Here is a 25,912-nt window from a genome sequence, read left to right as displayed (position 1 = left end):
TCGATTTATGACCTTAGAACAACTGCACTCCCTTTTTTTGGATTACCCAAATGTTTGTACAGATACTAGAAAAATCACCAAGAATTGTTTGTTCTTTGCCTTAAAGGGCCCAAATTTTAATGGAAACACCTTTGCTACAGAAGCAATTAAAAATGGAGCTTCTTATACCATAATTGATGAGGCGGACTACCAAACCTCAGAAAGATGTTTACTGTTCGATGATGCATTGGAAACGTTACAAAAACTTGCTACTTTCCATAGAAATTTTAGCACTACAAAAGTGATTTCCCTAACCGGAAGCAATGGAAAAACAACAACGAAAGAATTGATTAACATAGTCCTTTCAAAAAAATACAAGACCATTGCCACTCAAGGAAATCTAAACAATCATATAGGTGTACCATTGACCTTGTTATCCATTGAGAAAGACACAGAAATAGCTATAGTTGAAATGGGGGCCAACCACCAAAAAGAGATTGCCTTTTTGAGTAACATAGCACAACCGGACTTTGGATATATCACGAACTTTGGCAAAGCGCATCTTGAAGGTTTTGGAGGTGTGGAAGGTGTTATAAAAGGGAAAAGCGAGCTGTTTGATTACCTTACATCCAAAGGCAAACATGTCTTTTTAAACGCTGACGACCCCATACAGCAGGAAAAGCTCAAGACATACCCGAAAAAAATAGGTTTTAGTAAGGAGAACCACCAGTACTATAACATAAAGTTTATCGATTCCAATCCTTTCGTGATTATTGAAGTGGAGGATATCAGAATAGAAACACAGCTTGTGGGCAAATACAATTTTTCAAATTGTTGTGTTGCAATACTTATGGGAAAATATTTCAATGTTCCCTTAAAGGATATAAAAAAAGCCATTGAATCGTATCAACCACAAAATAATCGCTCTCAAATTATTGAGAAGAACGGTTATAAAATTGTTTTGGATGCCTATAATGCAAATCCATCCAGTATGAAAGTGGCATTGGAAAACTTCGAAATCATTAAAGCTGGACAGAAAACTTTGGTTCTTGGTGATATGTTCGAACTTGGGGACGTAGCCGAAGAGGAGCATCAAGCAATAGTTGATTTAGCAGAAAATATTGGATTTGACAATGTCATGTTAGTAGGCGAAAACTTCTTCAAAACGACTACCACATATAAAAAGTATAAATCTTTTGATGATTTTAAAGCGTCCTTAAAAGAAAAACCATTGACCAAAGGAGCATTGTTAATTAAAGGATCACGAGGAATGGCCTTAGAGCGTATTTTAGGCTTCCTGTAACATTTTATAGATTTTTCTAATCATTGTTGAAATGACCGCGGTTTTTTCTCGACCAAACACCTGAACAGTACATTAGGTCATGGAAAAAAGTATTATCGTTTTTGATGGGGAGTGCAACCTTTGCAATGGAGTAGTAGGTTGGTTACTCAAGTTTGCTCCTGAAGACATCTTCCATTTTGTTCCTTTTCAATCCCCCGCAGGTCAGGAATTATTACAAAAACATGGCTTTTCAACAGATCAGTTGGAAACTGTAATCCTTTTTGATGAAAACGGGAAACATACCCATTCTGATGGTTTTCTAAAAATTATCGCAAAAATACCCAAGTGGAAATTGGTGGCCGCTTTACTAGCGTTTGTTCCCAGAATAATCAGGGATACCATCTATAACCTTGCCTCCAAAAACCGCGTTAAATGGTTTGGAAAATCAAGAACCTGTACTGTAAGTTTTTAGGGGGAAATAAGTGGGTCATACTGGATTCGAACCAGTGACCTCTGCCCTGTCAAGGCAGCGCTCTAAACCAACTGAGCTAATGACCCAATACCAAAAGTGCCGCAATATCGGAAAAAAGTTACCAATCTCCATATTCTGCCGAATTCTTTTGTGTTTCATGTAGCGTAATGTGCAGTAATTGCTCTTTTTGAAGCTTCGGCTTCAAGATGTCATAAATTATTTTGACAAAATATTCTGTAGTCGGTAAGACCCCTTCAAATTCTGGACAATCAATGTTCAGGTTCTTATGATCGAATCGATTTTCTACTTCTTCTTTGATAAGTGTTCCCAAAACAGCCAAGTCCATCACAAAACCTGTATCCGGATTTACCGCTCCTCTGATTCGAACTTCTAAATCAAAATTATGTCCGTGAAAATGAGGACTATTGCACTTACCAAAAACCTCAACGTTTTTGGCATCGCTCCAATTAGGATTGTGCAGCCTGTGCGCTGCATTGAAATGGGCTTTTCTGCAAATGGTAGCAATCATTCTACAAAAATAGGAAAAGCCTATTCTTCAAAAAAAGGGATTGCATAAAATCTAAGGCTTATTCAACACGCGAGAAATTTAAAGCTTTATTAAACTAGAATAAAACTTAAGTGTCTGAATCAAATCTTCCCTTGAATCGAATGTAAGTTTTTCTTGCTTCATAAACTTTTCCATTTTTGATGCCTCAGTTCCAAAAAAAGATTTAAGTTCCTTCTTTTTTTGAGGAATCCTAACCATCTTACCTGATTTTTCACCTTTTAAGAAAAACACGTAAAAAGCATCTGCTAAAGGAACAAATTTTGCTGGGACAGCTTGCTCATAACTACTTTTCATCGGTTTTGCTTTTTGAAACTTTATTCTTGATTTCCCAAACAATATAAAAAAATCATCTGCATATAGCTGCTCAAAGATTCCTTTGACCGAATACCCATTTTTATCTGAAAAAGTTTTAGTCTCAAATATTCGTTCCGAGCCATCTAGAAGTTTGATGGTATAGTCTGTTTTTTTAGACAACCCAATGATTTCGTCCTTGTCTTTTTTGACTTCTATTGTATTCTCCAAGATGTCAAAACGGACCAAATAAGATTTCTGGATAGTATTGATCTTAGCGGGCACAAATTCTTCAAAAAGATATTTTGACCCTTCTACTCCATCATATTTTGGATTATTCAACTGTATAAAAAATTCGAGCTCGTTCAACTGTGCAGTTCCCGGTTGGGTTACTTGACCATTCACCATCCCCATTAAAAAAAGTATGGCCAAAGCTGAGAAAACTGTTTTTCTTATCATGTTATGTAAATTAAACAAGAGAAACCATCATAAGCATTTTACAAATGATGGTTTCATCTTCACGGTCAGTTATTTATCTTAAAAATTTCCTGGATTTTGCGTGATGTTGGGATTATTGGTGAGCTCATCATCCACAATAGGAAAAATAACCTTGTCTGCTCCAGGAGCGGACGCCGCTCCACCATCTGGGCGTAAGTTCCTATCGTTTCTTAGAAGATCCATTCTTCGCAACCCTTCAAAACAAAACTCTTTCCTTCTTTCTAAAAGAATAGCATCCAAATCCACAGTTGCCAAGTCAGCCAAGCCGGCTCTAGTTCTCACTGCATTCACATCATTTAAAGGAGTATCTCCTATAGCAGTACCTCCTCTTAAATTTGCTTCTGCCCGCATCAGGTACATATCGGCCATACGCAGAACCATACCATCAGATGCGTTGTTAACAATATCTGGATATTTTGATGTAAAAAAAGTATCGTTTCCCCCAGCATCAGTTGCCGATACAGACAATTCATCAAACCTACGATCTCCAGGTTCTGCAGCAAACGCGTCCAATAAATCTTGACTGAACGGCGCATCGCCTCTTCCACCGGGAGCGGCGTTATAAAAGTTTACGTATACTTCATCAGATCCTGGCACAGATTCATCCTGTGGTCCATCTGTAGGGGTATTGATTACCGAGAAAATATTTTCGGGAGATGTTGGGTTATCATCATAAAAATCAAAATCGGGTACCAAAGCATATTCTCCAGAACTGATTACCTGGTCAGCAAAAGTGGCAGCATTTGCCCAATCTTCCCGATATAGGTAAAATCTTGCTAGAAGCCCCCTTGCAGCACCTACTTCGGCACGTTCTCCATTATCTTCCGGTAAACTTGAAACGGCATCCAAAAGATCTTGTTCTATTAAAGCATGTACTTCACTGACCGTAGAGCGTTCCAACTGAAATTCTGAAATAGCCACTTCTGGGGCATAGGGCGTAAGCACCAATGGAACCCCTAAATTACTTCCTCCGTTAAACTGAAACGGTTGTGCAAAAAGGTTTACCAATTGAAAATAAGTCAACGCTCTTAAAAATTTGGCCTCGCCAATAAACTGTGCTTTTTCTTCTTCGGACAAATCCAATAAGTCGACATCTGGAAGATTTACAATGATATTATTCGCCGCTCCAATAAGTTCATACCCATCCAGCCAAATATTATCTATGGTCGTATTGGTAGCCAATGTTTCATATTGGTCTATTTCCTGCAAACTCGTAAAGCTCCCTACAAAATTCACATCATCGGCCATAAAATCTGAAATCAATTGTGGATTACCATTTAAGTCACCACTTTGATTTTTACTATAAATACCAACAACTGCTCCGTTTATAGACCCTCGGGTATCAAAAACAGTTGCTATTTCTACACTATCCTCGGGTGCTACGTTCAAACGGTCTTCGCATGAAAGGAAAATACCCATGCCCAAGAAAAATATGATTATTTTATATATTTTCATTTCTATTATAATTAAAAGGTTAGTCTTGCTCCTATTAAGTATGATTTAGCCTGCGGTGCGGTAAAGAAAGATTCTCCCTGAAACCTTGGGTCGATATCATCCGTAACTTCTGGGTCTATCCCATCCATTTCATCTTTTTTGAGCGTAAACAGATTCGTGGCTGTGGCGTAGAACCGTACACCAGAAAACAATCCTCCCAATTTCTCCAAAGTTTCACTGGGCATGTTGTAACCTAACGTCACATTTTTGATACGTAAATACGATGCATCCAATTGCTGCTGTGTGGAACGCTGGTTAAAAGGATTGAAGGTTGAACTGTTGGGACTCGGCAGAAAAGCATTATCCCCGGGTTGCCTCCAAATGTTCAAGTTCTGTTTTCTAACATTGACTATCCCACCTATTGCATCTGCACCATCGGCAAATCGCAATCCATCAATCACAACATCGTTTCCATAGGAATAGTTCATCAGCACTGATAAGTCAAAATCCTTATAGCGGAACGTGTTCGTCATACCTCCGGAAAAATCTGGTAAAGGACTTCCCGTTACAACACGATCTCCAGAATTGGGTGTTGTTGTAATATTTCCATCCGCATCCAACCATTCGGCATCACCGGTTTGTGAATTGACCCCAACATACCTGATCAAGAAGAAATTATTCAAGGACTCCCCTTCAATTGCCCTTTGTATAGGACCATCAATAATTCTTCTTCCCTGTGCATCGGTAGCGGCATCCTCATTCAGCTGAGTTATTGTATTCTCTATTGTTGTGATATTGAAACTAGTCCTCCACTCAAAGTTTTCGGTCAACACATTGATGCTGCTTACATCAAACTCCCAGCCTTTATTTTCCAATTCTCCAATATTCCTACTGATGAATCGAAGTCCGGTTTGTGGAGGAAGCACTTGGTTCAACAGCAAGTCGCTAGTGGTCTTTTTAAAGTAAGACACATTGAAATTTAATCGCCCCGCTAAAAACGTAGATTTTAAACCGATGTCCAAGGTTTCACTTTCCTCCCATTTTAAATCTGGATTTGGTGGTTGATTTGGAACTACACCAGATTCACCATTGTAATCACCAAATCCTCCAGCATTAAATAAGCCCAATGAAGGAAAAGTACCCAATCTGTCATTTCCAACTGTTCCAATACTAGCACGTAGGGACAGATAATCTATAAAAGACACGGAATCCATAAAAGCCTCATCAGAAACAATCCACCCTGCAGCAACCGACCAGAAGTATCCAAAACGGTTATTGACTCCGAATCTAGATGAACCATCTCGCCTAAGGGAACCTTCTACCAAGTACCTTCCTTTGTAGTCATAGGAAGCTCTTGAGAAAAGCCCAAACAATCGCGACGGGAAACGGTCTCCGTTCAACACGGCAGGTGTTGAACCTGAACCTAAATTTCTAAGTCCATCCGTTAGAAATCCTGTGGATGTTACATTCAACCTTGTTCTTAGGGTTTCTTCGTAGTTCAGTCCCAATAATACGTTTAGACTGTGATCTTCACCTAGCGTTGGCGTATAGTTAAGGGTTTGGTTGGTCAACCATCTTTCTTCCCTAACACTCACTACTTGTCCTAGGCCACCGGGGGTATTAAATTCGGCTTCCCTTGTAGTTTCTTCAACACTTAGCCAATCCATACCAAATTCTGAACGCCAAGTAAGTCCTTCAAAAGGAGTGATTTCGGTAAATGCATTACCAATGACCCTAAAGGTCTTAAGTTCCCTATCATCCAAAGCAACCCTAGCAAATATGTTAGGGATAAAAGATCCAGATTGTAAAAAGTTGCCTTCATCATCAAATGCACGTACTACCGGACTTTGTAAAAAGGCAGTTGTAAAAGGAGCATCAATTTCATTTTCCACAAAAACCCGGGCGAGACGGTTATTCGTAATTCCCAAGTTCATTCCAGCTTTTAACCAGTTGGTAACATCAGAATCTATATTTATTCTGGCCCCTGTACGTTGTTGATCGTTGCCTATGACAAAACCTTGTGCATCTTGAAAATCCAATCCAAAGAAATAGGACGTCTTTTCTCCGCCACCACGTACACCTAAATTATAATTTTGTGATACTCCTGTACGTTGCACACCTGCCAACCAATCCGTTCCACCAGACCCAATAGCACCTAGTCCTAAATCTTCTGGGGAAGTCGGAGTGCCATTTTGGATAGTAGCAATTTCGGATTTCCATTGTCTGAACTCATCTGCACTTAGAATATCTGGCACATCGGTTGATTCTGTGAATTGCGTGCTCACATCCAATGTTAATTGTGCCTTGGAATTACGTCTACCTTTTTTTGTTGTAATCAAGATAACCCCATTAGCACCCCTAGATCCATAAATTGAGGTCGCCCCAGCATCTTTTAATACCGTTAGGGATTCTATATCATTTGGATTTACGAAGGAAAGTGGGTTGATATCCGTATTACCGCCCCTATTCAAGGTATTGCCTTCGGTGTCCGTAACCGGAACCCCATCAATAACGATCAAAGGCTGACTCCCTGAGTTTATAGAGTTGACACCTCTTACTCGAATAACAGCAGCAGATCCCAAAACACCGGAAGCATTTACAATTTGTGTACCTGCGCTTTGTCCTTGTAATAATTGGTCTGCAGAAACCACTTGAAGATTTTCAATGGCCTCTTCTTTTACAATACCAAGATTCTGGATTATTTTTCTTTCTTCTTGATTACCATAACCGATTACCACTACTTCTTCCAACTGGGAGGCATCTTCTTCCATTTGGATATCAATCGTATTTTGACTGCCTATGGTGCGTTGAATTGTTCTTTGTCCCAAGTAGGTATAGACCAAAATTTGTCCTACATCGGCATTAATGGTGTAAAAACCATCAAAATCTGACTGCGTGCCGTTTGACGTTCCCTGAACAACAATATTGACACCAGGCAGTGGTACTCCCGTCTGATCGGTTATCGTACCTGTAATTGTTTTTTCTTGAGATTGTGCGGATGTCATAAAAAACAACATGACCACGAGCATCCCCAATAGCTTTTTTACTTTCATAGAGTTAAAAGTTTTGTTAGTAATTAAATGAGTTAGCGCAACTGAGAAAGGAAGGCGGGAGAACGAGTTTGATAGCTAATTCAAATAATACTCCCTAGTACGAAAACAAAACTTAATGAAAAGTTTCTATTTATAATGGTAGCAAGGCATCTCACCGCCTTACCTTTACAATTGCAACGACAAAAAAATTGTATTGGGATGCAATAGGGGTTGTTTCCGATAAGGGTTTACGGAAAGAATAATCGGGTAGCTTTACCTATTTACCGACAAATCCAATAATATAGCTTATCATAGAAAGATAAGCACGTAAAGCTGTAAATTAGAAGTTCTTAAATAAGCTTGACACCATAAACCCAAACATATAGTCAAAAGACATGAGGTTTCCCAACTTTTTACTGTGTTTTGTTCTAGGTTTGTTCCTCTGGATACCATTGGGCTGTAACAACCATGGTACAAGCGAAAAAATCACCATTGCGACCGCAGCAAATATGCGTTATGCCATAGAAGATCTTGTCAAGGCATTTACGAAAGAAACAGGTATTCAATGTGATTTGGTAATTAGTTCCTCTGGGACCTTGACGGCACAAATAAAAGAAGGAGCACCGTATGATGTATTTATTTCTGCTGATACAAAATATCCAAATGATATTTTTAAAAGCGGACTAGCTAAAAATCCTCCCAAAATATATGCCTACGGAAAATTAGTACTATGGACAATGACAGAAAATATCGTACCCTCCATATCGATTTTAAATGATGACAGTATCGATCACATTGCTATAGCAAACCCTAAAATTGCACCTTATGGCAAAGCAGCCATATCAGTATTGAACCATTATAAGCTTTTAGATAAAATTGAAGGTAAATTAGTTTACGGAGAAAGCATATCCCAAACAAACCAGTTTATATTATCGGCTTCGGCGGAATTGGGATTTACGTCCCTTTCCGTAGTTTTAGCGCCAGAACTAAAGGAGAAGGGTACTTGGATAGAGCTGGAAAATCACCTTTACAAACCAATAGCACAGAGCGTGGTTCAAATAGCCCATGAAAAGGTCAATGCAAATTCGTCCAAAAAGTTTTATGATTTCTTATTCAGCAAGAAAGCAAAGGAAATTTTGAAAAACTTCGGATATTCGGTAGATGAATAGTTTAGCTGGACATATAACCGATATAAAAGTGCACGGAAGCCTGTCGTTGGTTACAATAGGTTTGCCCAAAAAAGTTACAATACAAAGCATTGTTATAGAAACTCCGGAAACTGCTTCTTACCTTCAAATGGGCAAACCCATAAAAGTTCTTTTCAAAGAAACCGAAGTTGTTATAGGAAGCAATGAAAACCATTCCATTAGCCTTCAGAACAGAATACAGGGTATCATTGAAGAAGTTGAAAAAGGGGAGCTATTGACGAAAGTCACCATCAATTCCCTTGCTGGAAAGCTAACAGCTATAATCGGCACGGATTCCAGTAACCAATTAGGTTTAAAAAAAGAAGACGAAGTTATCGCCATGGTCAAGTTGAACGAAATCATGCTTTCAGAATGATTGATTGGAGCCCATTACTATTGACCTTTGAGCTGGCAGCGGTGACCACAATAATTTTGCTGGTGATATCCATTCCGTTGTCGGCTTGGCTTGCCAACTCTAAATCACGGTTAAAACCAGTTATAGAAACTTTAGTAAGTATGCCGCTTGTGTTGCCACCCACTGTTTTGGGATTTTATTTTTTAATGGCCTTTAGCCCAAATAATGCTTTTGGTGAGTGGATCAATGAGTGGTTGGGAATTAAATTGGTGTTTTCATTTCCGGGGCTTGTTGTTGCATCAGTACTGTACAGTCTGCCTTTTATGGTCCACCCTATTCAATGTGGTCTTTCTGGTCTTCCCATCTCCATTAAAGAAGCTGCCTATGTAATGGGAAAATCAAAATTAACAACGCTGTTCAGAGTGCAACTTCCCAATATCAAACCTGCGTTGTTAACGGGCATCGTGCTCTCTTTTGCACATACCGTAGGAGAATTTGGTGTTGTGCTCATGATCGGGGGGAATATTCCAGGGAAGACAAAAGTTGCTTCCATTGCAATTTATGACGAAGTAGAGGCATTGAATTATGGGACTGCAAATGTGTATTCCATGATTTTGTTTGCGATAACCTTCTGTATTCTACTTGCGGTATACCTAGTAAACGGAAAACACCTAAAAAAGCTGGGAAGATGATTGTACTCAATATTGACAAAAAACTACTGGCCGCTGATGGAGAAATGAACCTTGGACTCAACTTGACACTTGAAAAAGGTCAGCTAATTACTTTGTATGGAGAATCAGGCGCAGGAAAAACCTCTACACTGCGATTGTTATCGGGATTGATGAGACCCGATCATGGTAAAATCATTGTAAACGGAAAGACATGGTTTGATTCCGATAAAAAAATCTATCTACCACCGCAGAAAAGAAACATAGGCTTTGTTTTTCAAGATTATGCCCTATTTCCAAATATGACCGTACTCGAAAATCTTGAGTTTGCCCTGGGAAAAGGTCAGGATAAAAAGAATGTATCGGATTTAATTGAAATCATTGAACTTGGAACGTTACAACATAGAAAACCAGAAACCTTATCTGGAGGTCAAAAACAAAGGGTTGCTTTGGCAAGGGCCTTGGCAGAACGGCCAGATATTTTATTACTGGACGAACCGTTAGCTGCATTGGATGCAAAAATCCGTTTAAAACTACAAGACTATATTCAAAGGACACATCGCGAATTCGGTCTTACTACCATTCTCATAAGCCATGATATTGGTGAAATCATCAAACTATCGGACCATGTTATCTTTTTGGAGAAGGGAAATATCATCCGTCAGGGAAATCCAGATGAGCTATTTATAAATAGCAACATAAGTGGAAAATTTAAATTTACTGGTGAAATCCTCAAGATAGAGCAACAAGAAATAGTCTACATTGCTACCGTGCTTATACAAAACAGCGTTGTAAAGGTCATCGTGCAAGACTCGGAAGTGCAAGATTTACATGTTGGAAATAAGGTTGTTGTTGCCACTAAGGCATTCAATCCTATTCTTTATAAGATTGAAGGGTAAAGTCTGTTACTATAAAAAATGAGAATCGGATAACAAAATTCTCTGTCTGGTAAATCCCAAATAAATTACACCAGCCATATACCACAAATTTTCATTACTTATTCCACCAACCATTCTGCTTGCGTATATAAATAATTTGCCCTGTATGATATGCATTGTGAGCCGTCATGTTTGCAATTTCAATAGCCCATTCATTTATCTGATCATCAGTAGCTTTTTGGGTCCCATGTTCCCATTCTGTTTGAATACTATCTAACTTTTTTATGGCAATTTTCCATTCCATGTCAGTATATTTTTTGAAAGTAATTTCATTATTAACATCAAAATCGGACATATCTTCCCCTTTGAAGGCTCTCAGGTTCATTTCATTCCAAAAAATCAGATGAGAAATCAGTTCTCCTATAGAATGATTTTCAGTGCTATCCTTCCAATTTAATTGCTCAACAGAAAGTCCATCGATTGCAATTTTAGTAGGCACGAACCATTCTTGGTTCGTATGAGTATTATTTAGTTGATCCAGGAGCAATGACTTCATATCCACATGGTTCTCTTTTTTAGCGCAGCCTAAAATCACCAAACAAAGTCCAATTATCGTAGTAAGGCGTCTTATCTTTTCATATTGAGAAACATACATAAGTAACGAGTTTAAAGGAAAAATACGGAAAATAAAAAAGCCTTCGATATATCGAAGGCTTTAATCGTAGTGGGCGCTGAGGGATTCGAACCCCCGACCCCCTCGGTGTAAACGAGGTGCTCTGAACCAACTGAGCTAAGCGCCCTATTTCATTTTCCCAAACGGGAGTGCAAATATAGCATCATTTTTCGTTTACCAAAAAGAAAAAAACATAAAATGTCTAAACTACTTCTGCAACCACAAACGTGCTTCCACCTACGTATACTAAATCTCTTGGTTTCGCATTCTTTATAGCTGTCTGCAACGCCTTCTTAACTGATTTAAAGGTTTCCCCTTCTAAATCAAATTTGGCGGCTTCAGCTTTTAATTCTTTTGCCTCTAAGCCCCTAGGTATGTTTGGCCGTACAAAATAATAGTTTTCATTCTTAGGGAAAAGGGAGAGTACACTATCTAAATTCTTATCATTCACAAACCCAAGTACAAAATGTACTCGTTGAAATCCAAGCATATTGATTTGTTTCAAAACCAGCCCTAGCCCCTCTTTATTATGAGCAGTATCACAAACAATTTTAGGAAGTTCGCCCAAAACCTGCCATCTACCTAATAACCCGGTATTTTTGACAACATTATTGAGGCCTTTCTTTATATGTTTTTCTTTAATTTTAAATTCCTGTAATTCTTTTAATATAGCGACCACACCCCTACTATTCTTTTTCTGATAGCTTCCGAGCAAATCGGTTTCGTAGTTTTTTGTATTGACTTCTTCTGCGAACGTTATCTCAGCATTCTTTTGGGATGCAATAAGCTTAAAAATACCTTCGGTTTCAGGTTGCTTTTCACTAATAATTACCGGAATTCCTTTTTTTATGATTCCTGCTTTTTCCAAAGCTATTTTCTGTAAAGTATCACCTAAAATCTGTACATGGTCTAGCCCTATATTGGTGATTAGTGAAACTTCAGGCACTATGATGTTCGTAGAATCCAATCTTCCTCCCAAACCAACTTCAACAACGGCAATATCGACCTTTTCCTCCGCAAAGTAGCTAAAGGCCATACCTACGGTCATTTCAAAAAAAGAAAGCTTGTTTTCTTTCAAGAAGGATTCATGGTTTTTTATAAAACCCTTTACGTATTCCTCGCTTACTTTTTTTCCATTGATTTTAATTCGTTCCCTAAAATCCTTCAGATGCGGAGAAGTATATAACCCTACTTTATAGCCCGCTTCCTGCAAAACTGAGGCAAGCATATGACTACAGGACCCTTTTCCATTGGTTCCTGCCACATGTATACTCTTAAATTTCTTTTCGGGATTCCCCAGAAGTTCTGAAAAAAAAAGAATATTGTCCAACTTGTCTTTATAGGCAACGGTTCCTTTTTGTTGGTACATTGGGAGTTGCTGGAACATCCAACTCAAGGTTTCTTTATAAGTCATGGGATTATTGACCTAGCTTAAAATTGACGACCACAAAACCTATTTGTTGCGAAGGGGCATTTGAATCCAAGTTCCATCGATGTTTTAGAGCAGTTTCCCGAGCAGGTTTTAATAAACATGGGGCATTATTCGTGGTACCTTTTTTACCTGGGTCAGCTTTTATGACCTTTCCGTTACGGTCGACCACAATCCTAACGACTACACGGCCTTCTTCATTACATTGTTGCTGTACTTTGCCCTGACTGACCAATGAACGACCATTCAGCCCATAACCGCCTGTTCCGCTTCCACTGCCTGGACTACCATAATAACTCGTGGCATATGGGTCACCATCTGGCTGCCCTTTGTCGCCTGCTCTATTGTCATCGCCTTCGCTACCTGTGGCCGTACCATCAGATTTTCCAATACCTCCTATTAAGGCATCAAGGCTTTTCTTCTTCGCCTCTTGTTCTTTTCTTTTCTGTTCTTCTGCTTGCTTTTTTTCTCGCGCTGTGCGTTCGGCTTCTGCTTTTGCCTTTTTGGCAGCTTCATTAGCCTTTCGTTTCGTCTCTTTCTGCTGATTGATTTTTATGGTTTCCTCGGATTCATTGGTCAAAACTTCCTCCACGGGCTTGTTTTCGGCAGTTTCCTGTTCTGGAACTTGTTCTGGAATTTCTTCGGCTGGTTTTATCTGTTCCTCTTGTGGTTCTGAACGGACTTTTTCCTTGGGCTGTACTTCGCCACTACCAAAGTCCATGGTGCCAAAGTTTATCGCAATACCATTTTCAATAGGAGGATCCATATACGTTAACCCTATATAAAAAAGCAATAGCAATAATACGCTTAAAAGAAAAGTTGTAAGCGTGAATGATTTTTTCTTGTGTCTCGTATCTAAAAATGACATTATTTTGGCCGCACAGCCAAGATAACCTTGTAACTATTTCTATTGGCAATGTCCATCACGTTCACAGCTTCTTTAATCGCTACGCTTTCTTCTGCCCTTAAAATGATTGTTGGCTTTTCTTGACCTTCAAGTGCCTTTTTTAGTTCAATTTCTATGTATTCCTCGTTTATTCTCTCGTTGTTCACAAAATATTCCAAGTTCTTGTTTATGGTAACCGATACATTCTGTGTGTTTGTAGATTTACCTTTTGCTTTTGGCAATAACAGATCCAAGGCATTGGGCGCATTGGAAGTAAGCATGAAAAACACCAACAACAAGAATACTATATCCGTCATTGAAGACATGCTAAACTCTGGACTAACCTTATTTCTTCCTTTTAATTTCATTTTGAAATCCTAGATAGGTTCGTTCAATAAATCCAAAAACTCAACAGCATTGGCCTCCATTTTGTGAACCACTTTATCCGTCCTGTTGACCAAATGATTGTAACCAATGTAAGCTATAATCCCTACGACCAAACCTGCAACTGTTGTAGTCATTGCTGTGTATATACCAGAAGCTAATGAACCCATTTCGGCCTGACCGCCACTACTTGCCATTTCATGGAATGCCAAAATCATACCAATTACGGTTCCCAAGAAACCGATCATTGGAGCAGCGCCAGCTACCGTTGCCAAAACACTGACGTTTTTTTCCAGCTTGTATACTTCAAGGGTTCCGGCATTTTCAATTGCAGTATTGATATCATCCAGGGGTTTACCAATTCTGGAAACACCTTTTTCCGTTAATCGCGCTACTGGAGAATCGGTTTGGGCGCACAATAATTTTGCCGCTTCCAGTTTACCGCTCATCACGTGATCTCGAATCTGGTTCATGAAATTTTTATCGATTTTTGAAGCAGCCTTTATGGCAAAAATGCGTTCAAAATAAATATAAAGTGCTGTAAAGAGAAGAACAAAAAGTACGGCTATAATTATAATGCTACCTGTTCCACCATTAACGATTAAATCAATTACAGAAAGGGTCTTTTCTTCTGAAATGGATGCACCCAAATCAGCCCCTTCTTCTAAATCTTGAAAAAAAACCATATAAAATCCCCAATTTAAGTTGCAATAATAACGGAGATTTTTGACCTAAAGTATTTTTTAGAAAAAATATCGCATTACTATAAAGCAAATAGCTCCCGAGATGAATCCAATAAAAGCTAACCAAGCTATTTTCTTTAGATACCAAAAGAAGTCTATTTTCTCCATACCCATAGCCACAACACCAGCTGCAGAACCAATTATAAGCATACTTCCACCGGTTCCAGCCGAATACGCTATAAAATGCCACAAAGGATTATCTTGAGGTTCTGAGAACATCCCTAAACTTGCTGCTACTAGAGGAACATTATCTATTACCGCAGAACCTACTCCAAGTAGAATGACCACCAAATCAGAAATCTGTGTCCCCGCTATCTCGGTACCTATCAATGGCATACCTTGTTTTAAATTCTCTGCAAAATTGAACAACAATCCCAAGGATTCCAATGCGGCCACAGCCATAAGAATCCCCAAAAAGAATAATATGCTGGGCAACTCAATTTTAGTCAATGCACTGTGTACAGGACCACTGTGAGAACCGGCATCGCTATCAATATCCACAGATGAGATCGTAATTTTCGAATTACTATAAATTTCAGCAAAAGTGGCTACTACTGCCAATGATAGCATCATACCTACATATGGAGGCAAATGTGTTACTGTTTTAAAAATTGGAACAAACACAATGGCACTAAGACCTAAGTACAACATTTTGGAACCATAACTGGATTTAGGTCCACCATTATCCTCATCAAAATCAATTTCTCCTTTGAAAGCTGGTAGAAATGATGCTATAAAAGTCGGTACCAACATACACAATAAAGAAGGCAACAATAAATAACCTATTAACTTGCCCGTAGATACTTTATCACCTATCCATAGCATGGTTGTGGTAACATCACCAATCGGAGACCAAGCTCCACCAGCATTTGCAGCAATAATAATTAAACCTGCATACCATAGCCTATCATTTCGCTCCCTAACAATTTTTTGCAAAATGGATATCAGCACAATGGTTGCCGTAAGGTTATCGATAATGGCAGAAAGAATGAATGCTAAAAATGCAAAAATCCATAGAATTTTTCGCTTGCTTCTTGTTTTTATAAATGATTTGATAGTGGCAAAGCCATCAAAATAATCTATAATCTCCACAATGGTCATAGCTCCTAAAAGAAAGACCAAAATTTCTGAGGTCTTGCCTAAATGATGTAATAAAGACTCTTCTAGAACATGCATTTTATCCTCATGTCCTAGAGCCGCAAACCCTTCAATGAGTCCATGCTTTGCAGAATCGAACCACGAAGTAAAACCATCAATTCCAAAGGCCATCATTGCCCATAGAATAGCCATCATTGCCAAAGCAGGGATTAGCTTATCTATTTTTAAAGTATGCTCTAAGGTTATGGCAAGGTAGCCGAGAACAAATATGATAATCAGAATGGTCTCCATTATTCAGTTGGTTTATTTATATGAAACTTGAGTTCTATTGTTAGGTACAATCCACTTCGCTAAAGATATTCAAAATGAAATTTCCCTCATAATCTAAATCTTATAAATTACTTGTAAAAAAAGTGTGCTGGTTTATTATTCAAGAAACCAAGGACATTGAATCATTCTCATTTTTCACAAGTATTTGCCAGAAAATTACCATCTTAAAGCTATATTTGCAGTCTATTTTTAATTATTTCTCAGTTTTATGGAATTTAAACTTTCTGAAGAGCAGTTAATGATACAACAAGCTGCAAAAGATTTTGCACAAAATGAACTATTACCGGAAGTAATAGAACGGGATGATGCGCAAAAATTCCCGACTCAACAGATTAAAAAAATGGGAGAGCTCGGTTTTATGGGCATGATGGTGAACGAGAATTATGGAGGTAGCGGATTGGATACGCTCTCTTATGTTTTGGTCATGGAAGAATTATCCAAAGTAGATGCTTCTGCTTCAGTAGTTGTATCTGTTAATAATTCTTTGGTATGCTGGGGGCTGGAAACCTATGGAACTGAAGAGCAGAAACAAAAATATTTGACCAAATTGGCCTCAGGTGAAATCATTGGAGCTTTTTGTTTATCCGAACCGGAAGCTGGAAGTGATGCCACCTCTCAAAAAACTACCGCGATAGATAAAGGAGATCATTACATCTTAAATGGTACAAAAAACTGGATTACCAATGGCAGTACTGCAGAAGTATATTTAGTTATTGCCCAAACTGATGTAGAAAAAGGTCATAAAGGAATAAATGCACTTATAGTAGAAAAAGGAATGGAAGGTTTTGAAATTGGCCCAAAAGAAAATAAGTTGGGAATTCGAGGCAGTGATACCCATTCTTTGATTTTCAATGATGTCAAAGTACCCAAAGAAAACCGAATAGGTGAAGATGGGTTTGGGTTTAAGTTCGCCATGAAAACATTGGCGGGCGGTAGAATTGGAATCGCAGCGCAAGCCTTGGGTATTGCAGCTGGCGCTTATGAACTCTCCAAAAAATATGCAAAAGAGCGTAAAGCATTCGGGACTGAAATCGCGAACCACCAAGCTATTGCTTTTAAACTTGCAGATATGCATACTAAAATTCAAGCTGCTCGTCATTTAGTGTATCAGTCGGCTTGCGATAAAGATAACGGCGATGATTACACCCTCTCTGGCGCCATGGCAAAACTGTATGCCTCGGAGGTTGCTATGGAAACTGCTGTAGAAGCAGTTCAGATTCATGGCGGCAATGGTTTTGTAAAAGACTATCATGTAGAACGAATGATGCGAGATGCAAAAATCACACAGATTTATGAGGGAACTTCCGAGATTCAAAAAATTGTTATTTCCAGAAGTATTTTAAAGGACTAGCTAAATTCAAATATTACTTTAAAACAACCCCCTACTAAAATTGGGGGTTTACTTTTTATTATGATTTTTTTAACCTCTACATGCCTTTTTTTGTATGGCATTAAAACTTATAAGGCTTAAAACCCAAAACAACACCCTCTATTTTCTCTACAACAGTATACGTTTACATTGATTTTGATATAATCTTAATTTAACATTGCTTAAATTTTTGTTTTGAACATATTTCAACCCTTTTATATCAAAGCTGATTATTTATCTGAATAATATTAAAAACCTTGATGCATTGTCATCTAAAATGATATTTTTGAGAAAATACCATAAAGATGACGTTAGAAAAACAAGGTTTGTACCTACCTGAATTTGAACATGATAATTGCGGCGCAGGTTTTATTTGTAGTCTAAAAGGAAGAAAATCAAATGACATTATACATAAGGCACTCGAAATCCTGGATAAGCTAGAACATAGAGGGGCAGTTAGCTCTGATGGTAAGACAGGTGATGGTGCGGGAATTCTAATAGACATACCCCACGATTTCTTTACGGAAGTATGTAAGTTCAGCTTGCCTGAAGCCAGAGAATATGCAGTAAGCAATGTCTTTTTACCACAGAAGGAAAATCAACGGAATTTTTGCATTGCAAAACTAGAAGAAAATATAAAAAAACAGGGGTTACAGTTATTGGGTTGGCGAGATGCCGCTGTAAATCGGTCCGTACCGGGAAGAATTGCCTCAGAAACAGAACCTTTTGTAAAGCAGGTTTTTATTGGCAAAGGTGAAGCACTGGACGATTTCCAATTTAACCTTAAGCTCTTCATCGCAAGAAAGACCACTGAGCATGCCATTATTAAAAGTAAACTTTCACAAAGTAAGTTTTTTTACCTGCCTAGTCTTTCCACAAAAATTATAATCTTCAAAGGATTGTTGGTACCACACGATATCAGTAGGTATTACGAAGACCTCATGGACCCACGGGTCGTTACTCGTTTGGCTTTGGTGCATCAACGGTTCTCCACCAATACTTTTCCAACGTGGGATTTGGCACAACCATTTCGGTACATGTGCCATAACGGGGAAATAAATACCTTAAGGGGAAATGTATCTCGAATGCGCTCCAGAGAAGAATTGCTAAAAAGTGATTGGTTCGGCGATGACATAAAAAAAATCCTTCCAATAGTACTTCCAGGAAAGTCAGATTCAGCTAGCATGGACATGGTCGTAGAATTATTACTTATGACGGGACGTTCATTACCAGAAGTGATGATGATGCTAGTACCGGAAGCATGGGAAAAAAATACAGAAATGTCCGAATCCAAACGAGCATTTTACGAATATAATTCGTGTCTTATGGAACCTTGGGACGGTCCAGCATCCATTCCTTTTACGGATGGAAATTACATTGGCGCCGTTTTGGACAGGAACGGGTTACGCCCATCTAGATATTCTGTGACCAAAAAAGGGTACGTGATCATGTCTTCAGAAACTGGAGTAGTCGAGTTGGAGCCAGAAGACATTGAATTCCACGGAAGATTGGAACCTGGAAAAATGTTCTTGGTCAACATGGAAGAAGGCCGTATCGTAAATGATGAAGAAATCAAAGAGTCCGTTGCCAAGAAGCATCCGTATAAGAAATGGTTGAAAAATAATCTCGTTCATTTAAAGGATATTCCGTATAATGATTGCCCGGTTTTTTACGGGGAATTCCCTTTAGAAACCAGACGTGCCGCTTTCGGATATACGTTAGAGGATATCAATACCATTATTTTACCCATGGCAAAGAATGCCAAGGAACCTATTGGTTCCATGGGATCAGATACACCAATCGCTGTTTTATCGGAACGACCACAATTGCTTTACAATTATTTTAAGCAATTATTTGCTCAGGTTACCAACCCGCCACTAGATGGAATTAGGGAGGAACTGATTACTGACATTAGTCTTACGCTGGGAAGTGACCAAAATATTTTTGATATCACGGAACTGAACTGTAGAAAACTAAAAATTCAAAACCCGGTTATTTCAAAAGAGGACCTTGATAAAATAAAGAACTATGATGTAAGTCCAGATTATAAGGTAATATCCATTTCAATACTATACGAAGTAGCCAAAGGTCATAATGGTCTGGAGAACGCTCTGGAATCAATTTTGGACAAAGCTTCAAAAGCTATTGACGAAGGAGCTAACATTATCATCTTATCAGATAGAATGGTGAGTACTGAAATGGCTGCGATTCCTGCACTTTTGGCCTGTTCTTTCGTTAATAGTGGATTGAGCAAGTTGGGCAAACGCTCTAAACTTAGCATCATTATCGAATCTGCAGAGCCCCGAGAAGTACATCACTTTGCATTATTGTTTGGCTTTGGCGCTAGCGCCATTAATCCTTATTTGGTCAACGAAATCATAGGACAACAAATTCAAGAAAATGATATTACTGAATATACTTTTGATGAAGCCATAAAAAATTATAACAAGGCCGTTGGGAAAGGTATCCTAAAGGTGATGAACAAAATTGGAATTTCAACATTGAATTCCTACAGAGGCTCTCAATTGTTCGAATGTATAGGCATTAGCACCAAAGTAGTTGATAAATATTTTCCAAATACACCCACACGTATTCAAGGAATAGGGCTATATGAAATTGAAAAAGAAATAACCAAGCGTCATAAAAAAGCATTTAATGCCCAACATTTAGCAGCAAATCTTGATATAGAAATTGGAGGAGAGTACCGTTGGCGAAGAGATGGCGAAAAACACATGTTCAATCCTGTAAGTATAGCCAAACTTCAAAAATCTGTTAGGAACAACGAACCAGAGACCTATAAAGAATACTCCAATCTGGTAAATAAGCAATCTAAAAGCCTAATGACCATAAGAGGGTTATTCGAGTTTTCCAATTATGATCCAATTCCAATTGAAGAAGTGGAGCCGTGGACCGAGATTGTTAAACGGTTTAAAACGGGCGCCATGTCCTACGGAAGCATAAGTAAGGAAGCCCATGAAAATCTTGCTATCGCCATGAACCGTATTGGCGGGAAAAGCAACTCGGGAGAGGGAGGAGAAGATTCGGTACGTTTTTATAAAAATCAGACAGGTGATTGGAAAAACAGTGCTATCAAACAAGTAGCTTCAGGTAGATTTGGGGTTACCTCCAATTACTTGACCAATGCCAAAGAGATTCAAATTAAAATGGCACAAGGTGCAAAGCCGGGAGAGGGCGGTCAGTTGCCAGGTCCAAAAGTAAATCCAGAGATTGCTAAGACCAGGAATTCTACCCCTTATGTAGGCTTAATTTCCCCACCGCCTCATCACGATATTTATTCCATTGAGGATTTATCGCAATTGATCTATGATTTAAAATCAGCTAACAGGGAGGCGCGCGTAAATGTAAAACTGGTTTCCGAAGTCGGTGTAGGTACTGTTGCTGCCGGAGTTTCCAAAGCGAAAGCAGATGTCATTCTAATTTCTGGCTTTGACGGAGGCACCGGGGCTTCTCCACTAACCTCATTAAAGCATGCGGGACTTCCATGGGAGCTGGGAATCGCAGAAGCACAGCAGACCCTTGTCTTAAACGATTTAAGAAACCGTATCGTACTTGAATGTGATGGACAGCTAAAAACTGGTAGAGATGTAGCTATTGCATGTCTTTTAGGCGCCGAGGAATTTGGATTTGCCACAGCACCTCTGGTTGCTTCGGGATGTGTAATGATGCGTGTTTGCCACCTAAATACATGCCCCGTAGGCATTGCCACTCAAAACCCAGAACTCCGTAAAAAATTCAAGGGCAAACCAGAGCACGTTGTCAACTATATGTATTTCGTGGCTCAGGAATTACGGGAAATCATGGCTAAACTTGGCTTTAGGACCATTAACGAAATGGTAGGCCAAGTCCAGAAACTCGATAGAAAAAAAGCCATAGACCATTATAAAGCTTCTGGGATTGATTTAAGTCCCATACTTTATCAAGTGGATGTTCCAGAGGGTACTGCATTTCATAACACAACACAACAAGCACACCATATTGAAAATTCGATTGAATTTGATATTATCGCAAAAGCACATCCCGCATTATTCCGAAAAGAAAAAATCGCTCTGGACTTCCCTATTTATAATACGGACAGGGCCGTTGGAGCAATAATCAGTAACGAAATTTCAAAAATTTATGGTGCGGATGGTTTACCGGATAACACGTTAAAACTGAATTTCACAGGTTCTGCAGGACAAAGTTTCGGTGCTTTTGCCACCAAAGGACTTACTATGGTTGTTAATGGGAATACCAATGATTATTTGGGAAAAGGCCTTTCTGGAGCAAAGTTAATTATCAAGGTTCCCTATAAATCCACTCTAAAACCTGAAGAAAATATCATTACCGGAAATGTAACATTGTACGGAGCAACCTCTGGAGAAGCTTATATAAACGGTAAAGCGGGAGAGCGTTTTTGTGTAAGGAACTCTGGTGCCAAAGCTGTTGTAGAAGGTATTGGTGATCATGGTTGCGAATACATGACTGGAGGCGTTGCAGTTATACTAGGAGAAGTAGGAAGAAACTTTGGTGCGGGAATGAGCGGTGGCATTGCCTATGTATTGGATAAGGATAAATCGTTCGAAAGACGCTGTAATGGAGAAACATTAAATCTGTTAGCCGTAGAAGAACAACAGGATATTATCGAGTTAAAGACACTTATTGAAAATCATTATAACGCCACATTGAGTCCATTGGCACAAGACATTTTAGAAAGGTGGGAAGAGTATCTACCCAAGTTTATAAAAGTATTCCCAGAAGAATACCGTCAAGCACTAATACGATTGGAAAAAGAAAAATTACAAACTTTATAATTTGAGATATGGGAAAGACGACTGGGTTTATGGAGTTTGACAGGAAAGACGAAGCATATGCTCCTGTTAAAGAAAGAATTAAAAATTATAAGGAATTTACTGTTCCTTTAAAAGAAAAAGAATTAAAAAATCAAGGTGCTCGCTGTATGGACTGTGGCATACCATTTTGCCATAGCGGTTGCCCCTTAGGAAATCTAATTCCAGATTTTAATGATGCTATCTATCATGGTAAATGGGAAAAGGCCACAAAGATTCTCCATTCTACCAATAACTTCCCCGAGTTTACTGGTAGACTTTGCCCTGCTCCGTGTGAAGAAGCATGTGTATTGGGCATCAATGAAGACCCCGTTTCCATTGAAAATATAGAGAAGAATATTGTTGAGACCGCATTTAAGAACGATTGGATAAAACCGGAATTACCATCTAAGAGAACAGATAAAAAAATTGTTGTTGTGGGTTCTGGACCTGCAGGGCTAGCAGTTGCCCAACAATTGAATAGAGCGGGACATTTAGTAACCGTTTTAGAGCGTGATGAAAAAGTTGGAGGATTATTACGCTATGGCATCCCAGATTTTAAAATGGAAAAAAACGTAATTGACCGAAGGCTCAAGGTTATGAAACAAGAAGGAATCATCTTTAAGACCGGTGTTCATGTTGGTGTTGATGTCAATGCAGAAGATCTTAAAAATGACTTTGATGCTATTGTCCTTTGTGGTGGAGCAACAATAAGAAGAAAGCTTCCTATACCCGGTTCCGATTTAAAAGGAGTGGTTCAGGCAATGGATTTTCTTCCTCAAAACAATAGAAGAGTAGACAATATCCCATTTAAAGGAGAAGAGCTCATAGCAAAGGGAAAAAAAGTAATCGTCATTGGCGGTGGTGATACCGGCTCTGATTGCATCGGCACTTCCATTCGACATGGCTCAGTTTCTGTTACAAATTTCGAAATTATGCCCAAAGCCACTACGGACAGACCTGAAAATCAGCCATGGCCATTTTGGCCTATGCGTTTGCGAACCAGTTCCTCACATAAGGAAGGAGCAGAACGTATTTTTAGTATTTCCACGAAAAAATTCATTGGTGACGAAAACGGAAACCTCAAAGGTTTGCTTACTTCTGAAGTTTACTGGGAGAAAAAAGTAGGAGAAAGACCAATTCTAAAAGAGGTTGAAGGTTCGGAAAAAGAATGGGAATGCGATTTGGCATTATTGGCATTGGGATTCACAGGTTCTGAAACTACCATTGCAAATCAATTGGGGTTGGAGATGGATTCCAGAACTAATATAAATGCATCTGCGAGAGACTATAAAACAAATGTTCCCGGGGTTTTTGTAGCTGGGGATCAACGACGAGGACAATCATTGATAGTTTGGGCAATATCAGAAGGAAGACAGGCCGCACATCATATAGATGCTTATTTAATGGGTAAATCGAACTTACCCTTAAAAGGAGATGGCGATTTACCAGGGGTTTAGAACCAAATGGTTTAATAAAAAAACTCCCGGAAGTTACCTTCCGGGAGTTTTTTTATTAATGGTTATCTTATTATTAATCGGTGCGTTTCCGTCTTGTCCAATGCTATCACTTTTAAAAAATACAGACCTGCAGGATACTCCTCTATATTAAAAAAAGTACCCATCTTATAATCTCCTGTGTGAACAATTTTACCTTCGGTCGTAATCAATTGAATACGTACTTCTTGATAATTTTCATTCTCTAGACGAAAAGTTGAGTTTGTAGGGTTTGGATAGAAAAGGGTTTGATATTGCTTCTCATCCAGCACATCAAAAAGTTCGACATCTTCAGGAAATCTTGTTTTCAATGGTATTGGTACGGATTGAAACTCATAAGCTCCTATATCAAATTGGCTTCCCATGGGTCTTGCTGCATTATCTATATCAAAAGTAATTCCCTGCGAAGTCATGGTCGAACCCGCATCAACAATGGCTGAGCTCATAGAAGCAGGACTAAAATCATTGTTCAAGACATCCGTTAAGCCTAAAGTATCCATCTGTCTCGTCATGATATTGGAATAAATATTGGTCAACAAACTATCTCTTGTGACCTTCTCATTAAAGTCGAAATAACTTTCCTGATTCTGTTTCCAAGTATTTCCTCCTTCAAAATCATATCCCGGATCTACGACCAAGTTATTTATAAAATAAGAAGGTACTTCACTTTGATTATTATATAGATTGACTGGGTCAACAGGATGTAAAATTGTTGTGTTATAATGAACGCCTGCTCTTTCTGGCTCTATTATGGTATTATTCACAACATAATAACCTTCATTCAGGTTTTCAAACTCATGCCTGTTATGAAGAAAAATACCATGCATTTTCGGTTTAATAAAAACATTGTTATAAACCTTAGTTCCACTTTCTCCATTGATTATTTGCATCCCCCAGCCTTTTTCCAAAGGACCATTCTCAATATAATTATTATATACTTCGTAAGAGCCTCCACCTAAACTCATAGCAAAAGATTGCCCCCAATTACCTTGGGTACCATAATTATAAATAAGATTATCCCTCACTTTACTATTAACATTGGCCAAATTCAACTGAATAGCATCCCAACCCGTATCTTCAACTATATTATGATGTATATCTACATTTTCTAGCCAATGTCCATAGACATCCGTACCACTACAATTACGACCCGAATCCAACTTATATCCTAAGGTAAAACCAATATAAATCCCTTCTCCATGAGTATTATGAATATAATTGTGATGAATATTAAGGTTTTTCATTACAAAACCATTCGCTCTCCACGTGTCGGGATTGTTACAATCAGGATCCGTTTTAGCCATAAGTCCTGCAAAACCAGCATCGGCTACCTCTATGTGGTCTATTTCAACGTCTGTACTAAAAGCACTAAGAACCATTCCCATTGACCATGGTCCAGTCTCTTCTATTTTGATTCCATAATTGTGCCCAGCATCTCCCGTACCAGTTAAATGAATGTATTTACTATTCTTAAATTCCAAGGCAGAATAGGCCGTTTCATTAAGAATTACCTGTCCGCCACAATTTCTAAATGTTACAGGATTGTTTAACGTCCCTTCAAAATCATAAAAGCGTATGCCTGCATAGTTGCCTCCCGGTATACAAATTGTATCTCCTGGAGAATAATTCACGTTGGAAGCCCAAACGAGATTTAATGTTGTTGAAGAGAGTCCACTCAATGTAACATCACAGTTACAAGATTGCGATGTTACAGCCTGAATAGATAAAAAGCACACGCCTAATAGTAATAGTCTTTTCATGGTATTAGTGTTTAATTAGTTACAAATCGAAACACCATAGCAAATGAATTTCAAAAAAATCAAATCATTAGAAAATAAGTTAGTGGAGAAACTGGTATCTGAGACTAGATAAAGATAAAACTATTTAAGAATATTCCTACATTTATAAGATTTTAATTGTTAATATATTAGGATAATAACAATAATATAAGAAGTAGTTAAAAAAAAACGTCCCGTACAGTTGTACGGGACGTCGAGGAAGGCGGCGACCTACTCTCCCACTTGGTATAGCAGT

20 protein-coding genes and 2 tRNA genes are annotated in these 25,912 nt (G+C 38.6%); 9 read left to right on the top strand and 13 right to left on the bottom strand.

The window, feature by feature from the left end:
- Nucleotides 1-7 precede the first annotated feature (7 nt).
- Nucleotides 8-1,282 (top strand): UDP-N-acetylmuramoyl-tripeptide--D-alanyl-D-alanine ligase, encoded by a 1,275-nt coding sequence (gene murF, locus KIM67_RS04590; protein ID WP_213830187.1) that lies wholly within the window; start codon nucleotides 8-10, stop codon nucleotides 1,280-1,282.
- A gap of 79 nt (nucleotides 1,283-1,361) precedes the next feature.
- On the top strand, nucleotides 1,362-1,733 hold the full coding sequence (locus KIM67_RS04585; protein ID WP_213830186.1) for a thiol-disulfide oxidoreductase DCC family protein: 372 nt from the start codon (nucleotides 1,362-1,364) through the stop codon (nucleotides 1,731-1,733).
- Between the two features lie 11 nt (nucleotides 1,734-1,744).
- On the opposite strand, the gene KIM67_RS04580 is transcribed toward KIM67_RS04585, so the two are convergent.
- From KIM67_RS04580 to KIM67_RS04560, 5 genes are all read right to left on the bottom strand, one after another.
- Nucleotides 1,745-1,819, bottom strand: a tRNA-Val gene (locus KIM67_RS04580).
- Between the two features lie 32 nt (nucleotides 1,820-1,851).
- The gene (locus KIM67_RS04575; protein WP_213830185.1) at nucleotides 1,852-2,262 is read right to left on the bottom strand and encodes a 6-carboxytetrahydropterin synthase; all 411 of its coding nucleotides are present in this window, start codon (nucleotides 2,260-2,262) and stop codon (nucleotides 1,852-1,854) included.
- Between the two features lie 78 nt (nucleotides 2,263-2,340).
- A complete protein-coding gene (locus KIM67_RS04570) occupies nucleotides 2,341-3,051 on the bottom strand; it encodes a hypothetical protein (protein WP_213830184.1) in 711 nt (236 codons plus the stop codon).
- A 78-nt stretch (nucleotides 3,052-3,129) separates the two neighbouring features.
- Nucleotides 3,130-4,545: a RagB/SusD family nutrient uptake outer membrane protein gene (locus tag KIM67_RS04565; protein ID WP_213830183.1), complete on the bottom strand. Its 1,416-nt coding sequence runs from the start codon at nucleotides 4,543-4,545 to the stop codon at nucleotides 3,130-3,132.
- Nucleotides 4,546-4,556: 11 nt separating this feature from the next.
- Nucleotides 4,557-7,577 (bottom strand): TonB-dependent receptor, encoded by a 3,021-nt coding sequence (locus tag KIM67_RS04560; RefSeq protein WP_213830182.1) that lies wholly within the window; start codon nucleotides 7,575-7,577, stop codon nucleotides 4,557-4,559.
- Nucleotides 7,578-7,951: 374 nt separating this feature from the next.
- Between KIM67_RS04560 and modA the strand changes: the two genes are divergently transcribed.
- Genes modA through KIM67_RS04540 form a run of 4 tightly spaced genes read left to right on the top strand, consistent with a single transcriptional unit; the run spans nucleotide 7,952 to nucleotide 10,665 of the window.
- On the top strand, nucleotides 7,952-8,725 hold the full coding sequence (modA, locus tag KIM67_RS04555; RefSeq protein ID WP_250149156.1) for a molybdate ABC transporter substrate-binding protein: 774 nt from the start codon (nucleotides 7,952-7,954) through the stop codon (nucleotides 8,723-8,725).
- On the top strand, nucleotides 8,718-9,119 hold the full coding sequence (locus KIM67_RS04550) for a molybdopterin-binding protein (RefSeq protein ID WP_213830181.1): 402 nt from the start codon (nucleotides 8,718-8,720) through the stop codon (nucleotides 9,117-9,119). Before modA ends, KIM67_RS04550 begins: the two co-directional genes overlap by 8 nt.
- Nucleotides 9,119-9,790, top strand: a complete 672-nt coding sequence (gene modB, locus KIM67_RS04545; RefSeq protein ID WP_213830353.1) for a molybdate ABC transporter permease subunit — start codon at nucleotides 9,119-9,121, stop codon at nucleotides 9,788-9,790. The genes KIM67_RS04550 and modB overlap by 1 nt, the downstream gene beginning before the upstream one ends.
- Complete coding sequence (locus tag KIM67_RS04540; protein ID WP_213830180.1) at nucleotides 9,787-10,665, top strand: ABC transporter ATP-binding protein; 879 nt, start codon at nucleotides 9,787-9,789, stop codon at nucleotides 10,663-10,665. The genes modB and KIM67_RS04540 overlap by 4 nt, the downstream gene beginning before the upstream one ends.
- A 94-nt stretch (nucleotides 10,666-10,759) precedes the next feature.
- Here the strand turns inward: KIM67_RS04540 and KIM67_RS04535 are convergent, their stop codons facing one another.
- From KIM67_RS04535 to nhaD, 7 genes are all read right to left on the bottom strand, one after another.
- Nucleotides 10,760-11,299: a DinB family protein gene (locus tag KIM67_RS04535; RefSeq protein ID WP_213830179.1), complete on the bottom strand. Its 540-nt coding sequence runs from the start codon at nucleotides 11,297-11,299 to the stop codon at nucleotides 10,760-10,762.
- A gap of 70 nt (nucleotides 11,300-11,369) precedes the next feature.
- Nucleotides 11,370-11,444, bottom strand: a tRNA-Val gene (locus KIM67_RS04530).
- Nucleotides 11,445-11,519: 75 nt separating this feature from the next.
- Nucleotides 11,520-12,731 (bottom strand): folylpolyglutamate synthase/dihydrofolate synthase family protein, encoded by a 1,212-nt coding sequence (locus KIM67_RS04525; protein WP_213830178.1) that lies wholly within the window; start codon nucleotides 12,729-12,731, stop codon nucleotides 11,520-11,522.
- A gap of 4 nt (nucleotides 12,732-12,735) precedes the next feature.
- Entirely contained in the window at nucleotides 12,736-13,614 is an 879-nt protein-coding gene (locus KIM67_RS04520; RefSeq protein ID WP_213830177.1) for an energy transducer TonB, read from the bottom strand.
- Nucleotides 13,614-14,000, bottom strand: a complete 387-nt coding sequence (locus tag KIM67_RS04515) for a biopolymer transporter ExbD (protein WP_112377411.1) — start codon at nucleotides 13,998-14,000, stop codon at nucleotides 13,614-13,616. The genes KIM67_RS04520 and KIM67_RS04515 overlap by 1 nt, the downstream gene beginning before the upstream one ends.
- 9 nt (nucleotides 14,001-14,009) lie before the next feature.
- Entirely contained in the window at nucleotides 14,010-14,702 is a 693-nt protein-coding gene (locus tag KIM67_RS04510) for a MotA/TolQ/ExbB proton channel family protein (protein WP_213830176.1), read from the bottom strand.
- A gap of 57 nt (nucleotides 14,703-14,759) precedes the next feature.
- The gene (gene nhaD, locus KIM67_RS04505; protein ID WP_213830175.1) at nucleotides 14,760-16,148 is read right to left on the bottom strand and encodes a sodium:proton antiporter NhaD; all 1,389 of its coding nucleotides are present in this window, start codon (nucleotides 16,146-16,148) and stop codon (nucleotides 14,760-14,762) included.
- A 247-nt stretch (nucleotides 16,149-16,395) separates the two neighbouring features.
- Between nhaD and KIM67_RS04500 the strand changes: the two genes are divergently transcribed.
- The 3 genes from KIM67_RS04500 to KIM67_RS04490 all read left to right on the top strand — a co-directional run bounded on the left by KIM67_RS04500 (nucleotide 16,396) and on the right by KIM67_RS04490 (nucleotide 23,842).
- Nucleotides 16,396-17,538 (top strand): acyl-CoA dehydrogenase family protein, encoded by a 1,143-nt coding sequence (locus KIM67_RS04500; RefSeq protein WP_213830174.1) that lies wholly within the window; start codon nucleotides 16,396-16,398, stop codon nucleotides 17,536-17,538.
- A gap of 323 nt (nucleotides 17,539-17,861) precedes the next feature.
- Nucleotides 17,862-22,367 carry a glutamate synthase large subunit gene (gene gltB / locus KIM67_RS04495; protein ID WP_213830173.1) on the top strand — a complete coding sequence of 1,502 codons (4,506 nt, stop codon included), beginning with the start codon at nucleotides 17,862-17,864 and terminating at the stop codon, nucleotides 22,365-22,367.
- An 8-nt stretch (nucleotides 22,368-22,375) separates the two neighbouring features.
- Nucleotides 22,376-23,842: a glutamate synthase subunit beta gene (locus KIM67_RS04490; RefSeq protein ID WP_213830172.1), complete on the top strand. Its 1,467-nt coding sequence runs from the start codon at nucleotides 22,376-22,378 to the stop codon at nucleotides 23,840-23,842.
- A gap of 62 nt (nucleotides 23,843-23,904) precedes the next feature.
- Here the strand turns inward: KIM67_RS04490 and KIM67_RS04485 are convergent, their stop codons facing one another.
- Nucleotides 23,905-25,638 (bottom strand): T9SS type A sorting domain-containing protein, encoded by a 1,734-nt coding sequence (locus tag KIM67_RS04485; RefSeq protein WP_213830171.1) that lies wholly within the window; start codon nucleotides 25,636-25,638, stop codon nucleotides 23,905-23,907.
- Between the last annotated feature and the right edge of the window lie 274 nt (nucleotides 25,639-25,912).

This window comes from Flagellimonas sp. 389 (assembly GCF_018449435.1).
Classification (GTDB): Bacteria; Bacteroidota; Bacteroidia; order Flavobacteriales; family Flavobacteriaceae; genus Flagellimonas.
This window is presented reverse-complemented; position numbering and strand designations above follow the sequence as displayed.